The following is a 16,137-nucleotide window of genomic DNA, read 5'->3' on the forward strand; positions in this document are numbered from 1 at the left end:
AGCTTCACAGGCCCCTGGGCCGTCCGGTCCTTGCGGATCTCGAAGTCCAATGCATCCCCTGAACTGGGGTGTTGCAACGACTCCTAGAACCCAAGTCGGATCCTCGGACGCGGCCCTTTTCCGTCGTGTTCCGTCAGCCGTGTTCCGTCAGCTGCGGCGGAGGGCCTCGGTGAGCCGGTTGGCGGCTTCGATGATGGCCTGGGCGTGCAACCGGCCCGGGTGGCGGGTCAGTCGCTCGATGGGGCCGGAGACGGAGACGGCGGCCACCACGCGGTTGGAGGGCCCACGGACGGGGGCGGAGACGGACGCGACGCCCGGCTCGCGCTCCCCGATGGACTGGGCCCAGCCGCGGCGGCGGACGCCGCTGAGTGCGGTGGCGGTGAAGCGGGCGCCCTGGAGGCCCCGGTGGAGGCGCTCGGGTTCTTCCCAGGCGAGGAGGACCTGGGCGGCGGAGCCGGCCTTCATCGGCAGGGTGCTGCCGACGGGGACGGTGTCGCGCAGGCCGGAGAGTCGTTCGGCCGCGGCGACGCAGATGCGCATCTCGCCTTGGCGGCGGTAGAGCTGCGCGCTTTCTCCGGTGACGTCGCGCAGGTGGGTGAGGACGGGGCCCGCGGTGGCGAGCAGTCGGTCCTCGCCGGCGGCGGCGGAGAGTTCGGACAGGCGGGGGCCGAGGATGAACCGGCCCTGCATGTCACGGGTGACCAGGCGGTGGTGTTCGAGTGCGACGGCGAGTCTGTGGGCGGTGGGGCGCGCCAGACCGGTGGCGGCGACCAGCCCCGCCAGCGTGGCGGGGCCCGACTCCAGTGCGCTGAGCACCAGAGCGGCCTTGTCGAGAACGCCGACGCCGCTAGTGTTGTCCATACCATGATATTGCAGTCTCAGTTGGCGAGACGCAAGTCTGTTTCGACGTTCGCCATCCTCTCAGATCCCCGCAAAGCGGCTCTTCCGGGACCTGATGTCTCACATGCCGGATGCGCCGGAGCGTGCGCCGCGGCGCGAGGGGCGGCGGGAAAGCGAAATGGCAGAGGAAATGCCGGGAAATGAAAAAAGCCCCTGCCGTGTCTCTGTCGGACACGGCAGGGGCCGTAAGAAGAATTCGGCGGCGTCCTACTCTCCCACAGGGTCCCCCCTGCAGTACCATCGGCGCTGTAAGGCTTAGCTTCCGGGTTCGGAATGTGACCGGGCGTTTCCCTCACGCTATGACCACCGAAATGATCGGGCCGGGCAATTGCTCGAAAGCACTGCCTTCGCCTCGACACAAATCATAGCAGGGGGAAACGGAGGGATTCCGCCCCTCAGAAGCCGATGGCCTCGCGCAGCAGCAGCACGGTCCCCGGGGTGAGCCGGGCCGGGGCGTTGAGCACCAGGAGCTGGTTCACGGCGCTCGGCCGACCGTACGCGGCGCGGGCGCGGGCGGACTCCAGCGGGAGGACGTGGTGCTCCAGGCGGCGCAGGGCGGCGGGGAGGTCCGGGACGACCTTCTGGGCCCCGACGACCCAGATCGCCCGCCCGGCGCCACCGGCGTAGCCGGGCAGCTGGCTGCCGGTGGCCGAGGCGACGACCAGGGCGCCGGTCTCGGTGACGGCGGCGACGCTGCCGAGCGCGACGTCGGGAGTGGCGACCGTCCGGCGGATGTCGTCGGCCTCGGTGGCCCGGTCCATGGCCAGCGCGCGGGGCTTCACGGCCCGGTAGTGGTCGCCGCCGTTGACGTCCTCCTCGATGCCGGAGAGCCGGAGGGTCTCGCCGGCCCCGGTGAAGACGGTGGCGCCGGCCGGGATCAGCTCCGCGACCCGGGTGCGCGCGGCGGCGGCGTCGTCCAGCAGCTCGACGGTGAAGCCGTTCGCCGTCAGCGCGGCGGCCGCCCGCTCCAGGCGGTCGGCGGGCGCCGGGTCGGTGTGCGTCGGGTCGGTGTGCGTCGGGTCGGTGTACGCGGCCGGACGGGTCGAGCCGGGCGCCGAACCGGTCGGGCCGGCCGGGCCGGCCGGGCCCGGCGCCGAGCCGGTCAGCGGGCTGCGGTCCAGGTACCGGGTCTCGTAGACCCGCTCGGTGAACCGCCAGCCGTCCGCCGTGCGCCGGTAACGGTCGTGGTAGACGGCGTAGTTGAGCCCCTGGAAGCCGTTCTTCAGGCGGGCGATCTCATGCATGTGGGCGCGGCCGGTCGCGGTGTCGCCGTCGATCCGGATCGCGCCCGGGTGGGTGTTCTGGATGAAGAAGTCCCACTGCTCCTGGAGCTTCTCGCCGCCGACGCGGATCTGCTCCGGGCCGGTCAGCTCGACGGGGACGTCGGGCATCCGCAGCACGCCGTCCGGGGTGAACAGCGCGGCGAGGCGGGCGCGGTCGCGCATCATCACCGCGTCGGTGAACTCGGCCTGCAGGGCCGTGATCTCGACGCGGTCGGCGATCGCCTGGAAGTCGTTCATCGGGTTCTCCGTTCCGTGTGACCGGTGCGTGCGTACGACCGGTGCGTCCGTGCGACCGGTGCGACGGATACGACAGAACAGTCGCCCGGATTGTGAGGTCGCGGGCGAAGGGCGCGGGGGAGGTGTCACATTCCGGGCCGCCGCCCTGTCATAAGGGGAGCGGGGAACCGTCGAGTCGAACGAGTCGAACGAGGCGAAGGGGTGGGACACGGTGCGGGAAGCAGAGGGCGGCACCACGACCGAGCCGGGCCCGGGCGCGATCCTGGGCGAGCAGCGCCGGCTGACCAACCTGGCGTACCGGATGCTCGGTTCGCTGGCCGACGCCGAGGACGTGGTGCAGGAGACCTACGCCCGCTGGTACGCGCTGCCCCGGCGGGAGCGGGAGGCGATCGTCTCGCCCGGCGGCTGGCTGACCACGGTGGCCAGCCGGATCTGCCTCAACCTGCTCGGCTCGGCCCGGGTGCGGCGGGAGCGCTACGTGGGCGAGTGGATCCCCGAGCCGCTGCCGGACAGCCGGGAGTGGACGGACCCCGCCGGCGGCCCGGGGACGGATCCGGCGGACCGGATCACCCTGGACGAGTCGGTGAGCATGGCGTTCCTGGTGGTCCTGGAGGCCATGACCCCGGCCGAGCGCGTCGCCTTCGTCCTCCACGACGTCTTCCGCTACCCCTTCGCCGAGGTGGCCGCGATCGTCGGCCGTACCCCGGCCGCCTGCCGTCAGCTGGCCACCTCCGCCCGCCGCCGGATCCGGGCCGGGCGGGCCCCGGCGGCGCCGACGGGCGCGCAGGCCGGCGTCGTCCGGGAGTTCAAGCGGGCCTGGGAGGCGAAGGACCTCAGGTCGCTGATGGGCGTCCTGGACCCGGAGGCCACCGTGATCGCCGACGGCGGCGGTCTGGTCGGCGCGCTGCCGCACCCGCTGACCGGGCGGGAGCGGATCGCAGCCGCCCACCTGGACTCCGACCGCTTCGCGCCCGGGATCACGCTGCTGGAGTGCACCGTCAACGGCGGGCCCGGCCTGGTCGCCCAGGTGGACGGCGTCACCGTCACGGTGTTCGCGTTCCGGATCGCCGAGGGGCTGATCACCCACATCTGGGCGGTGCGCAACCCGGAGAAGCTCCGGCCCTGGACGGAGGGGCGTTCGAGCGGGAGCGGGGCGCAGAAGTGAGGCGCGTCATGCCCGGCACGCGCCTGCTGGACGTGTTCACGCCCGTACGCACACCACCGAGCCCACCCCGGTGCGTCTCTCGCCCAAAAACCGACCGATAAGGTGTTAATCCAACATTCATCCATGCCGCATAGCCTCCGGGGGCTAGCCTCATGCTGAACGTCATCGTCCGACCGGGAGGCGAAAGCCCCGTGCAAGGCACTGTCACCACACCAGGCGGCTCCACGGTGGCCGGGGGCCAGGGCGAAGCGTTCCTGCTCGTCGTGGACGACGAGCCCAACATCCGCGAACTGCTCTCCGCCTCGCTGCGCTTCTCCGGCTTCCGCGTCGCCTCCGCCGCCAGCGGCACCGAGGCGCTGGAACTGGTCGCCGCCGAGCGCCCCGACCTGGTCGTCCTCGACGTGATGCTCCCCGACCTCGACGGCTTCACCGTCGTCGAGAAGCTGCGCGAGCGCACCAGCCGCGGACAGATAGCCGGACCGGCACACGGGCACCCCGGCGACCACCTGCCGGTGCTCTTCCTCACCGCCAAGGACGGCGTCGGCGACAAGGTGCAGGGCCTGGCCGCCGGTGCGGACGACTACGTCACCAAGCCGTTCAGCCTGGAGGAGCTGATCGCCCGGATCCGCGCCATCCTGCGCCGGGCCGGCGGGCCCGCCGAGGACGGCCGGCTGGTCGTCGCCGACCTCAGCCTCGACCCGATCGCCCACGAGGTCACCCGGGGCGGCACCCCCGTCTCGCTCTCCCCGACCGAGTTCAAGCTGCTGCACTACCTGATGGCCAACGTCGGCCGGGTGGTCTCCAAGTCGCAGATCCTCGACCACGTCTGGGCCTACGACTTCGGCGGGGACCTCTCCATCGTCGAGTCGTACATCTCCTACCTGCGCCGCAAGCTCGACTCCGGCCCGGCGCACGGCCCCAAGCTGATCCACACCGTGCGCGGCATCGGCTACGCCCTGCGCCGCCCCCCGCAGGGCTGACCGGCCCGCCCGTGCTCGCCCGGTTCTCCTCCCGGCTGTCGCTGCGCGCCCGGCTGCTGGTGCTGGCGCTCGCGCTGGTCACCACCGGGCTCGTGGTCAGCGACACCTTCGTGCTCGGCACCGTACGGAGCCAGCTGGTGCAGCAGCTGGACGAGCAGCTCCAGCGGTACGGGCCGCCGCTCTCCCGCAAGCCACCGGGCCAGCTGACCGCGCCGGCCGCCGGAAAGCCCGCCGTCGCCGGTCGGCGGGTCAGCCTGCCCAGCCAGTACCTGGTGCAGTACCTCTCCTCGGACGGCAAGGTCCAGGCGCTGATGCGCCAGCCCGTCTCGGACAGCGACCCGGCGCCCCAGCTGGCCGGGCTGGACCCGACCAGGACCGCCCCCGACGTCCCCTTCGACCTGCCCGACCAGCGCGGCCACCACCGCTGGCGGGTGCTGGTGCTGCCGCTCCAGCCGCCCCGCGGGCAGGCCGCCGCCCCCAGCGCGTACGCCGCGCCCGCGGTCACCCCGACCCACGTCATGGTGGCCGTCTCCCGCGAGGACATCGACGCCACCCTCGGCAAGCTGAACACCTCCTTCCTGGCCATCGGCGGCGGCGTCCTGGTGCTGATCGCCGCGCTCGGCTTCTTCGCGGTGCGGGCCGGACTGCGGCCGCTGCACCGGATCGAGGAGGGCGCCGAACGGATCGCGGCCGGCGAGCTGTCGCACCGGATGCCGGAGCTCTCCCCGGGCACCGAGGTCGGCCGGCTGTCGATCGCGCTCAACGGGATGCTCACCCAGATCGAGGCGGCCTTCGCGGCCCGCGCCGAATCCGAGGCCCGGATGCGGCGCTTCGTCGCGGACGCCTCGCACGAACTGCGCACCCCGCTGGCCGGGATCCGCGGCTTCGCCGAGCTCTACCGGATGGGCGCGCTGCCCACCGAGGCCGACGTCAAGCGGACCATGACCCGGATCGAGAGCGAGGCCGACCGGATGGGCGCCCTGGTCGAGGACCTGCTGGTGCTCGCCCGGCTGGACGAGGAGCGCCCGCTCGACCTCGCCCCGATGGACCTGCGCACCCTCGCCGCCGACGCGCTGCACGACCTCACCGCCCTCGACCCCAGCCGCCCGGTCGCGCTCACCGGCCCGGCCGGCACCGGCGCACCCGGCGCCGCGCCCGTCATCGGTGACGAGGCGCGGCTGCGGCAGGTGGTCACCAACCTGGTCGGCAACGCGGTCAAGCACACCCCGGCCGGCACCCCGGTCCGGATCGGGGTGGGCGCGGGCCCCGGCGGCATCTGCCTGCTGGAGGTCGCGGACTCCGGTCCTGGCCTCACCGAGGAGCAGGCCCAGCGGGTCTTCGACCGCTTCTTCCGGGTCGACCCCTCCCGCAGCCGCGACAACGGCGGCGGCGCCGGCCTCGGCCTCGCCATCGCCACCGCCCTCACCCGCGCCCACGGCGGCACCCTCACCCTGCACACCGCCCCGGGGGAGGGCGCCACCTTCCGCGTCGAACTCCCCCGCCAGCGCTGACCGGATTTCCTTCCGTTCCGCCCGAATGTCGGGAATCCGGGTGTTTTGGGAGGCCGGATCGACTGCGAATTTGTCGACTCGTCAATTCTCCGGGGAACCGGGAAGATTCGTCGCCCGATCATTGCCGGAATCCGGCATGGAGCGTCAAGAATGCGTATGCCTAAGATCGGCGCTGCCCGGACATCGGAACTCCTCCGGGTCAAGGCTTTTGCCTTGCTTTAGACCCGAAAGGGGTCATCGTGAACCTCCGCCGTTCGCTGGTCTCGGCCGCCCTCGTCGCCGCCGTCGTCTCGCCCGCCGCCGTGCTCTGCGCCACCCCCGCCCTCGCGGCGCCGGCGTCGGCGGCGCAGATCCGGAGCGACAACGGCTCGATCGCCGAACTGGAGCGGGCCGCCGCCGAGGCCGCCAAGGCGTACACGGCCGCCGTCGCCAACGAGTCCAAGGTGCAGGCCGAGTCCGCCGCCTTCCTCGAGGACTCGCAGCCCTACCTGGGCGAGTACCAGGCGGCCAAGGCCGCCGCGGTGAAGGCCGCCTCCGCCAAGGAGGCCGCGCGGAAGGAGGCCGAGGCGGCCTCCGAGGCGTACCGCCTCGCCACCGACGAGGAACTGCCCGCGGCCAGGGAGCGGCTGACCAAGGCGTACGCCGCCGCCAACGAGGCCTCCGCCGCGGACGAGAAGGCCAAGGCCGCCGTGACCGCCGCGCGGACCGCCATGGACGACGCCAGGGTCGCGGTGTTCCGGCGGCTCCACGAGGCGCAGCAGGCCACCAAGGCCGCGGCCGCAGCCAAGGCCGCCGCGGACCAGGCGCTCGCCGACGCCAAGGCGGCCCCCGAGCAGCCGGTCGAGCAGCCCACCGAGAAGCCGGTCGAGCAGCCCACCGAGAAGCCGGCCGAGCAGCCCGCCGCCGTCACCCCGGTCTCGGACAGGACCACCGGCACTGCCAAGACCTCCTCCACCGCCGACAGCGGCACCGGGAACAAGTCGGCCGCCTCGACCACCACCCGGGCCACCACCGGCTCGGCCACCGAACTCGCCGACACCGGCTCCGACCCGGCCACCCCGTACCTCGCCCTCGGCTCCGGCCTCGCCCTCAGCCTCGGCGCCGCCGCCCTCTACGTCTCCCGCCGCAAGCCGGCCACCCGCACCACCTCCTGACCCACCCGTTCGCGCCCACTCGGGAGGAGGGCGCGACCACCCCGGAACCGCAGGACAGGCCCCGGCCCGTCCTGCGGTTCCGCCGTTCCCGGCCCCCAAACTCCCGATCGAGTGAACCTGCCCCGTTCACCTGGTCGGCCCCCTCGGCCGTGTGCGACCGTCCAGCCATTGCTTGTGCGGACTCGCGCGGGCTGATCACACCGGACGGGGAATGGGGTGTTCCGATGAGCGCGGTTGCTGTCGAGGAGACCGGCGTGGACCTGGACCAGGCGCTGTGGGAGATGTGGAAGTCCGCGGATGTGCCCGAGGGCTATCGCCTGGAGATCATCGAGGAGAACCTCGCGGTGTCACCCACTGGCGGAACTCGCCATCTCACTGTCAACAGGCGGCTGGGGCGCGCCCTGCACGACCACCTGAGCGGTAGCGGCTACGGGCCCGCGCAGGACGGGAACGTCATCGCCGGTCTCAAGGTGCTCATTCCGGACGTCTTCGTGGCGCCCGACGACACCGACGAGATCGAGCACCCCGAGGGCCTGGGCCTGCTCGCCTCGGGAGTCCCGCTGGTCGCCGAGACCGTCTCCCCCGGCGCCGAGAACCGCCGTCGTGGCCACGTCCTCAAGCGCCGTGCCTACGCCGCCGCCGGCATCCCGGTGTACGTGATCATCGACGACCACGACGGCGGCGGCGCCGTGACCGTCCTCACCGATCCTGATCCCAAGCTCCGTGACTACGCCTCCTCGACCAAGGTTCCCTACGGCAGGGAGGCCGTGATCCCGGAGGGCCCCGCCAGGGGCTTCGTGATCGGCCCCGACATCACCGGAGAGCACCGTGGCTGACCGCGGCGCCTCGTTCCGGCGGGACCTGTCGGAGTGGCGGATCGCGCTGGTCGCCTGGCGGCTGCTGGTGCTGCAGGCGGCGGACCCGGTGGTGTCGGCGGGGATGGCGGAGCACTCGACGTACCGGGCGCACCCGTGGCGGCGGGTGGAGCACACGCTGGGCAGCGGGCGGCGGCTGTTCTACCAGGACGAGGAGACGCTGCGCCGGGAGATCGCGCGGCTGGAGCGGGCGCACAAGCGGATCCGGGGGGCGGGGCCGGACGGGCGGCCGTACGACGCCGGGGACGCGGCGACCAGGGCGTGGGTGCTGCTGACGCTCTTCGAGTGCGTGGTCGCGATGCGCCGGCTGGGCGGGGACCCGTACGACGCGCAGGAGTTGGAGCTGGCGTACGCGGAGTTCCGCGGGGCGGTCGCCGCCTTCGGCCTGCCCGGGGGCGAGATCCCCGGCACCGCGGGGGAGTTGTCGGCCTACTTCGCCCGGTACGCCCGGGAGCGGCTGGAGTTCACCGAGGCGGCGCGCTACCTGCTGGGCGATCTGCTGCGCGAGGCGCCGCGGCCGCGCCGGCTCCGGTTCCTCGGCGACGCGGGGTGGCGGGCGGTGCGGCTGGTGGTCGCCGCGGTGATCCGCGAGCTGACGGTGGCGGACCTGCCGCCGGCGGTGCGGGAGCGGCTCGGACTGGTCCGCACCCGGCGGGCCGCGCTGCTGTCCGCCGTGCTGCACCGCGGCGCCGGCGCCGTCGTCCCCCGTCTCCCGGACCGGCTGCGCTACCGCTCCCCGGAGCCGGCCCGGCCGAAGCGCCGCCACCCGAAGCGCAGCCACCCGCGGCGGGACGGCCGCGGGCCCCGGCTGGACCGCTTCTTCCGCGAGGTGCTGGACCAGACCGGCGACGGCTCGATCACCGTGCACGACCTGCGGGCGATGGCGCACAACGTGTGCTGGCAGCTGGAGCTGGACGAGGCCGGCGAGGCCCGGGTGTACGAGGCCTTCGACAGCTGGTGGGAGCAGCTGCGCGCGGTGATGGACGCCGACGGGGACGGGAGGGTCAGCCGGGAGGAGTTCGTGGCGGCCACCCTGGCCGGCTGCGACCGGGACGAGGCCTACCTGGAGCGCGGCCTGCTGCCCGCGCTGCGGGCGGTGTTCGCGGCGGCCGACACCGACGGCAGCGGCTTCCTGGAGTTCGACGAGTACCGCGCGGTGTTCGGCGGGCCGCGGGTGCACCCGGCGGAGCTGTCGCACGGTTTCCGCCGACTGGACACCGACGGGGACGGGCGGATCACCCGCGAGGAGTTCCTGGCCGGTTTCACCGGCTTCTTCACCGCCCGCGCCGACTCCGTCCCGGGCACCGAGCTCCTCGGCCGGGCGTAGGGCGCAGGGCGTCAGGGCGTAGAGCGCCGCAGCTGGAGCGCGCGCCTAGCACGCAGATCGAGCGGGCGCGACCGGCTCGGGCGCCTGTCAAGCGCCGGTTCGGCCAACAACTTCCGGCCATCCGCCCGGTCGTTCGTTGCCCCGGCCCCGGGGGGGGGGGGGGGGGGGGGGGGGGGGCGCCCCCCCCCCGCCCCGCCCCCCCCCCCCCCCCCCCCCCCCGCCCCCCCCCCCCCCCCCCCCGCCGCCGCCCCCCCGCCCCCCGCGGCGGGCGGCCCCCCCCCCCCCCCCCCCCCCCCCCCCCGGGCCGTGACGCACCGCACGGGGCCGTCAACCGGCTGTCAACCCCACCCCACCTGCAGTTCCTCCGTAAGGATGATGGATACTGCTCCTTGTGAACGTGTTCACGTTCACAAGCGGACAAGCTTGCGTGGTTGCGCAACGGTCTACGGCTATAGATGAAGTTTGTCCGGAAGATGCCCGTCATCACGCGGGCAGGTTGGGAGAGAGGGCGACGTGGAACTGGCAATCGCTCACGAGACCATCGCGCGATGGCAATTCGGCATCACCACCGTCTACCACTTCCTCTTCGTCCCGCTCACGATCAGCCTGGCCGCGATCGTTGCCGGTCTGGAGACCGCCTGGGTACGGACGAACAAGGAGAAGTACTTCCACGCGACCAAGTTCTGGGGAAAGCTCTTCCTCATCAACATCGCGATGGGCGTGGTCACCGGCATCGTCCAGGAATTCCAGTTCGGCATGAACTGGTCCGACTACTCCCGCTTCGTCGGTGACGTCTTCGGCGCCCCGCTCGCGATGGAGGCGCTGATCGCCTTCTTCTTCGAGTCCACCTTCATCGGCCTGTGGATCTTCGGCTGGGACAAGCTGCCCAGGAAGATCCACTGTGCCTGCATGTGGATGGTGTCGCTGGGCACCGTGCTCTCGGGCTACTTCATCCTGGCCGCCAACTCCTGGATGCAGCACCCGGTCGGCTACGCGATCGACCCGGTCACCGGCAAGGCCCAGCTCACCGACGTCGTCCGGGTGCTGTTCCAGAACACCACCCTCGTGGTCGTCTTCCACACCCTGACCGCCGCGTTCCTCACCGGCGCGGCCTTCGTCGTCGGCATCGCCTCCTTCCACCTCTGGAAGGCCAAGCGCAAGCCCGAGACCGCCGACCCGAAGCGGACCGCCGCGATGCGCACCTCGCTGCGGCTCGGCCTGGTGCTCGCGGTGGTCTTCGGCCTCGGCACCGCGCTCAGCGGCGACTCCCTGGCCAAGGTCATGTTCGAGCAGCAGCCGATGAAGATGGCCGCCGCCGAGGCCCTGTGGGACACCCAGGCGCCGGCGCCGTTCTCGGTCTTCGCGGTCGGCGACGTCAGCAAGGGCCACAACTCGGTCGAGCTGGAGATCCCCGGGATACTCTCCTTCCTCGCCCACAGCGACTTCAGCTCCTCCGTCCCCGGCATCAACGACACCGCCGCGGCCGAGGCCGCCCAGCACGGCGGCAACCCCAGGGACTACATCCCGAGCATCTTCGTGACCTACTGGGGCTTCCGCCTCATGATCGGCTTCGGGATGACCTCCTTCCTGGCCGGCCTGATCGGCCTGTGGACCACCCGGAAGAAGCTCTTCCTGCACCCCGAGTTCCGCACCGGCGAGACCGAGGTGCCCAGGCTGATGCTTACCCCCAGGCGTGAGCTGGGGCCGACGCTGACCAAGTGGAGCTGGCGGATCGGCATCCTGACCATGGGCTTCCCGCTGATCGCCAACAGCTTCGGCTGGATCTTCACCGAGATGGGCCGCCAGCCCTGGGCCGTCTTCGGCCTGATGACCACGGCCAGCGCGGTCTCCCCCACCGTCGGCATCGGCACCCAGATCGGGGCGCTGGCCACCTTCACCACGCTGTACGCGATCCTCGCCGTCGTCGAGGTCAAGCTGCTGGTCAAGTACGCCAAGGCCGGCCCGGTGGTGACCGAACAGCCGCCCACCAAGGACCCGTCGCTGCGCGGGCCGTCCTCGGACGAGGACGCCGACAAGCCGCTCGCCTTCGCCTACTGAGGCGCCGGGACCACCGGGGAACTGAGGATCTGACATGCAACTCCACGACGTCTGGTTCGTGCTGATCGCGGTCCTGTGGATCGGCTACTTCTTCCTGGAGGGCTTCGACTTCGGGATCGGCGTGCTGCTCAAGCCGCTGGCCCGCAACACCGCCGAGCGGCGGGTGCTGATCAACACCATCGGCCCGGTCTGGGACGGCAACGAGGTCTGGCTGCTGACCGCCGGCGGCGCCACCTTCGCGGCCTTCCCGGACTGGTACGCGACGCTCTTCAGCGGCTTCTACATCCCGCTGCTGGTCATCCTGGTCTGCCTGATCATCCGCGGCGTGGCCTTCGAGTACCGGCACAAGCACGACGGCGCCCGCTGGCAGCGGAACTGGGAGGAGGCCCTCTTCTGGACCTCCCTCCTCCCGGCCTTCCTCTGGGGCGTGGCCTTCGCCAACATCGTGCGCGGCGTGGACATCGACGCGCAGAAGAACTACGCCGGCACCCTCTGGGACCTGCTGAACCCGTACGCGCTGCTCGGCGGCCTGGTGACGCTCGCCCTGTTCACCTTCCACGGCTCGGTGTTCGCGGTGCTCAAGACGGTCGGCGAGATCCGGGAGCGGGCCCGCACGGCCGCGCTGATGTCCGGGCTGGCCACCGCCGCGCTGGCGCTGGTCTTCCTGATCTGGACCCAGGCCGACCACGGCAACGGCCGCAGCCTCGCCGCGATGATCGTCGCGGTGGTCGCCCTGGTCGGCGCCCTCGCGGCCAACCGACTGCGGCGCGAGGGCTGGGCGTTCTCGCTCTCCGGAGTGACCATCGTGGCCGCGGTCGCGATGCTCTTCCTGGCGCTCTTCCCGGACGTCATGCCCTCCACCCTGAACCCGGAGTGGAGCCTGACCGTCAGCAACGCGTCCTCCTCGGCGTACACGCTGAAGGTGATGACCGTCGTCGCGGCGATCTTCACCCCGCTGGTGCTGCTCTACCAGGGCTGGACGTACTGGGTGTTCCGCAAGCGGATCGGCGTCCAGCACATCCCCGGGCACGACCCGGCCGCCCAGCTCGAACAGGGCTGACGCCGTGAAGCCCGTCGACCCCCGACTCCTCGGGTACGCCCGCACCACCAGGGCCTTCCTCGCCGGATCCGTGCTGCTCGGCGCGGTCGGCGCGGCCCTGGTGGTCGCCCAGGCGAGTCTGATCGCCGAGATCGTCGTCCGCGCCTTCCAGCGCGGGGCGACGCTCGGCGAGCTGACCACGCCACTGCTGCTGCTCGCCTCGACGGCGGTCGGGCGCGGGCTGGTCGGCTGGCTCACCGAACTCACCGCGCACCGGACCGTCGCCCGGGTGAAGTCCACCCTGCGGCGCCGGCTGCTCGACCACGTCACCGCGCTCGGCCCGTCCTACCTGGCGGGCCGGCGCACCGGCGAACTCACCACCCTCGCCACCCGCGGCATCGACGCGCTGGACGACTACTTCGCCCGCTACCTGCCGCAGCTGGCGCTGGCCGTGGTCGTCCCGGTGATCGTGCTGCTGCGGATCGTCGGCGCCGACTTCACCTCGGCCGCGATCATCGCCGGGACGCTGCCGCTGATCCCGCTGTTCATGGTGCTGATCGGGATGGCCACCCAGTCCCGGATGGACCGGCAGTGGAACACCCTGTCCCGGCTGTCCCACCACTTCCTCGACGTGGTCGCCGGACTGCCCACCCTCAAGGTGTTCAACCGGGCCCGCACCCAGGCCGCCACCATCGCCCGGATCACCGCCGACTACCGCCGGGCCACCCTGCGCACCCTGCGGATCGCCTTCGTCTCCTCCTTCACCCTGGAGCTGCTCTCCACCCTGTCCGTCGCGCTGGTCGCCGTCACCGTCGGGTTCCGGCTGGTGGACGGCACGCTCGACCTGGAAACCGGGCTGCTGATCCTGGTGCTCGCCCCCGAGGTGTACTTCCCGATCCGCCAGGTCGGCGCGCTCTACCACTCCAGCGTCGAGGGGCTGACCGCCGCCGACGAACTGTTCCGGGTGCTGGAGACCCCGCTGCCCGCCGCCGGCACCACCCCGGCGCCGGACCTCGCCGGCGCCGTGATCGCCGCCGACGGCCTGGTCGTCCGGCACCCCGGGCGCACCGAGCCCGCCCTGGACGGCGCCGCACTGACCCTGCGCCCGGGCTCCAGCACGGCGCTCACCGGCCCCAGCGGCGCCGGCAAGTCCACCCTGCTGGCCGTGCTGCTCGGCCTCACCGCCCCCACCGCCGGCACCGTCCGGATCACCGCCGCCGACGGCCGTCCGTACGACCTGGCCGAACTGGAGCCGGAGAGCTGGCGGCGGCAGATCGCCTGGGTGCCGCAGCACCCGCACCTGTTCGCCGGGACGGTCGCCGAGAACCTGCGGCTCTACCGGCCCGACGCCACCGACGAGCAGCTGTGGACGGCGCTGCGGGCCGCGCACGCGCTCGACTTCGTGACCGACCTGGCGGCCGTCCTGGGCGAGGACGGTGCCGGGCTCTCCGCCGGACAGCGCCAGCGCCTCGCCCTCGCCCGGGTGCTGCTCGCCGACGACCGGCCGCTGGTGCTGCTGGACGAGCCGACCGCCAACCTGGACGGCGCCTCCGAGGAGGCCGTGGTGGACGCCGTCCGGGCGCTCGCCGCCGACCCGGCGCGCACCGTGCTGGTGGTCGCGCACCGACCGGCGCTGCTGGCCGTCGCGGACCGGCGGGTACGGCTGGCGGGGCCCTTGTCCGGGCCCGCGGAGCCGGTCACCCCGCTCGCCCACAGCGGCCGCCCGACCCCCGCCCCCGCCGCCGCGGAGGAGCCCGGGGCCGAGGGCGGCAGCACCCCCCGACTGGCACTCTCGATCCTGCTCGGCGCGCTTGCCCTCGGCTGCGCCGTCGCGCTGATGGCCACCTCCGGCTACCTGATCTCCCGGGCCTCCGAGATGCCGCCGGTGCTCTACCTGATGATGGCCGTCACCTCCGTCCGGGCCTTCGGCATCGGCCGCAGCGTCTTCCGCTACGCCGAGCGGCTGGTCTCGCACGACGCGGTGCTGCGCACCCTCGGCACCCTGCGGGCCGCCGTCTACCGGCGGCTGAGCGCGCTCGCCCCGGCGGGGCTGCCCGCCTTCCGGCGCGGCGACCTGCTCTCCCGGCTGGTCGCCGACGTGGACGCGATCCAGGACCACTACCTGCGCTGGCGGCTGCCGGCCGCGGTGGCCGGGCTGGTCGGCCTGGCCTCGACGGTGGCGATGGCCGCCTTCCTACCCGCCGCCGGGCTGGTGCTCGGCCTCGGGCTGCTGCTCGCGGGCGTGCTGGTGCCCGCGCTGGCCGCCCGCTGGTCGGCCGGCGCCGAGCGGCGCCAGGCCCCGGCGCGCGGACGGCTGGCCACCACCGTGGTGGACGCCTTCACCGGCACCGCCGAGCTGACCGTGGCCGGCGCGCTGCCCGGTCGGCTGGCCGCCGTCCGCACCGCCGACGCCGCGCTGACCGGGCTGGCCGCCCGCTCGGCCGCCACCACGGCGCTCGGTACCGGGCTGATCGCCCTGCTCACCGGGCTGACCGTGGCCGCCGCGGCCGCCGTCGGCGTCCAGGGGGTGCGCGACGGGGCGCTGGCGCCGGTCTGCCTGGCGGTGGTGGTGCTGACCCCGCTGGCCGCCTTCGAGGCCGTCACCGGGATGCCGCTCGCCGTCCAGGCCCGCCAGCGCAGCCGCGCCGCCCGGGCCCGGCTGGACGAGGTGCTGAACGCCCCGGAGCCGGTCACCGAGCCCGCCGAACCGGCGGCGCTGCCCGAGCAGCCGCTGCCCGTCGCGGTGCGCGGACTGACCGTCCGGCACCCCGGGCAGCCGGTGGACGCGCTCACCGGGGTGGACCTCGACCTCACGGCCGGGCGGCGGATCGCCGTGGTCGGCCCGTCCGGCTCCGGCAAGACCACCCTCGCCCAGGCGCTGCTGCGCTTCCTGGAGCCGAGCGCGGGGACGGTGCGGTTCGCCGACGGCGGCCCCCGGGCCGTGGACGCCCGCGCGCTGGCGGGCGAGTCCGTCCGCCGGGTGATCGGGCTCTGCGCCCAGGACGCCCACGTCTTCGACAGCTCGCTGCGGGAGAACCTGCGGCTCGCCCGGCCGCAGGCGCGGGAGGAGGAACTGCGCGCCGCGCTGGCCGCCGCCCGGCTGCTGGAGTGGACCGAGAGCCTGCCCGACGGCCTGGACACCATGGTCGGCGAACACGGCGCCCGGCTCTCCGGCGGCCAGCGCCAGCGGCTGGCGCTCGCCCGTGCGCTGCTCGCGGACTTCCCCGTCCTGGTCCTGGACGAGCCGGCCGAGCACCTCGACCTGCCCACCGCCGACGCGCTCACCGCCGACCTGCTGGCCGCCACCGAGGGCCGCACCACGGTGCTGATCACCCACCGGCTGGCCGGGCTGGACGACGCCACGGTGGACGAGGTGCTGGTGCTGGACGGCGGACGGGTGGCCGAGCGGGGCCGCTGGTCGGAGCTGGTCGCCGACCCGGACGGGCGGCTGCACGCGATGTGGCGGCGGGAGCGGGAGGCGGACGGGCTGCTGGAGGCCGTCCCCTCACACCGCTAGGGCACGTATTTGGTCGTGATCAATCTGAGGGATTCACCCTCGCGACGGGTCCTGATCCGGTAGACCGTGTTGCGTGACGCGAGCGCAACTT

The 16,137-nt window shown here is 73.2% G+C and carries 11 protein-coding genes and 1 rRNA gene; 9 read left to right on the forward strand and 3 right to left on the reverse strand.

The genetic code is table 11. From position 1 onward, the window contains the following. Nucleotides 1–147: 147 nt before the first annotated feature. From ACGF0D_RS43115 to ACGF0D_RS43125, 3 genes are all read right to left on the reverse strand, one after another. Nucleotides 148–861, reverse strand: a complete 714-nt coding sequence (locus ACGF0D_RS43115) for an IclR family transcriptional regulator (protein WP_030246527.1) — start codon at nucleotides 859–861, stop codon at nucleotides 148–150. 233 nt (nucleotides 862–1,094) lie between these two features. Continuing rightward, nucleotides 1,095–1,211 (reverse strand): 5S ribosomal RNA (rrf, locus tag ACGF0D_RS43120). 84 nt (nucleotides 1,212–1,295) lie between these two features. Continuing rightward, entirely contained in the window at nucleotides 1,296–2,420 is a 1,125-nt protein-coding gene (locus ACGF0D_RS43125) for a nuclear transport factor 2 family protein (protein ID WP_392925894.1), read from the reverse strand. 211 nt (nucleotides 2,421–2,631) lie between these two features. Between ACGF0D_RS43125 and sigJ the strand changes: the two genes are divergently transcribed. From sigJ to cydD, 9 genes are all read left to right on the forward strand, one after another. Beyond that, nucleotides 2,632–3,585, forward strand: coding sequence for an RNA polymerase sigma factor SigJ (gene sigJ, locus ACGF0D_RS43130; protein ID WP_392925896.1), 954 nt, complete (start codon nucleotides 2,632–2,634; stop codon nucleotides 3,583–3,585). Nucleotides 3,586–3,776: 191 nt separating this feature from the next. Then, the gene (locus ACGF0D_RS43135) at nucleotides 3,777–4,565 is read left to right on the forward strand and encodes a response regulator transcription factor (RefSeq protein WP_392881539.1); all 789 of its coding nucleotides are present in this window, start codon (nucleotides 3,777–3,779) and stop codon (nucleotides 4,563–4,565) included. Nucleotides 4,566–4,576: 11 nt separating this feature from the next. Beyond that, a complete protein-coding gene (locus ACGF0D_RS43140; RefSeq protein WP_392925898.1) occupies nucleotides 4,577–6,076 on the forward strand; it encodes a sensor histidine kinase in 1,500 nt (499 codons plus the stop codon). A gap of 239 nt (nucleotides 6,077–6,315) precedes the next feature. Beyond that, complete coding sequence (locus ACGF0D_RS43145; protein ID WP_392925900.1) at nucleotides 6,316–7,230, forward strand: LAETG motif-containing sortase-dependent surface protein; 915 nt, start codon at nucleotides 6,316–6,318, stop codon at nucleotides 7,228–7,230. Between the two features lie 224 nt (nucleotides 7,231–7,454). After that, nucleotides 7,455–8,066: a Uma2 family endonuclease gene (locus tag ACGF0D_RS43150; RefSeq protein WP_392925903.1), complete on the forward strand. Its 612-nt coding sequence runs from the start codon at nucleotides 7,455–7,457 to the stop codon at nucleotides 8,064–8,066. Beyond that, the gene (locus tag ACGF0D_RS43155; protein ID WP_392925905.1) at nucleotides 8,059–9,432 is read left to right on the forward strand and encodes an oxygenase MpaB family protein; all 1,374 of its coding nucleotides are present in this window, start codon (nucleotides 8,059–8,061) and stop codon (nucleotides 9,430–9,432) included. Before ACGF0D_RS43150 ends, ACGF0D_RS43155 begins: the two co-directional genes overlap by 8 nt. 513 nt (nucleotides 9,433–9,945) lie before the next feature. Beyond that, nucleotides 9,946–11,490, forward strand: a complete 1,545-nt coding sequence (locus tag ACGF0D_RS43160) for a cytochrome ubiquinol oxidase subunit I (protein WP_392925907.1) — start codon at nucleotides 9,946–9,948, stop codon at nucleotides 11,488–11,490. 34 nt (nucleotides 11,491–11,524) lie between these two features. After that, nucleotides 11,525–12,550 carry a cytochrome d ubiquinol oxidase subunit II gene (gene cydB, locus ACGF0D_RS43165; protein WP_392925910.1) on the forward strand — a complete coding sequence of 342 codons (1,026 nt, stop codon included), beginning with the start codon at nucleotides 11,525–11,527 and terminating at the stop codon, nucleotides 12,548–12,550. Nucleotides 12,551–12,554: 4 nt separating this feature from the next. After that, nucleotides 12,555–16,046, forward strand: a complete 3,492-nt coding sequence (gene cydD, locus ACGF0D_RS43170; RefSeq protein ID WP_392925912.1) for a thiol reductant ABC exporter subunit CydD — start codon at nucleotides 12,555–12,557, stop codon at nucleotides 16,044–16,046. Nucleotides 16,047–16,137: the final 91 nt, after the last annotated feature.

Origin of the sequence: Kitasatospora sp. NPDC048298, from assembly GCF_043201465.1 — a bacterium.
Taxonomy (GTDB): Bacteria; Actinomycetota; Actinomycetes; order Streptomycetales; family Streptomycetaceae; genus Kitasatospora.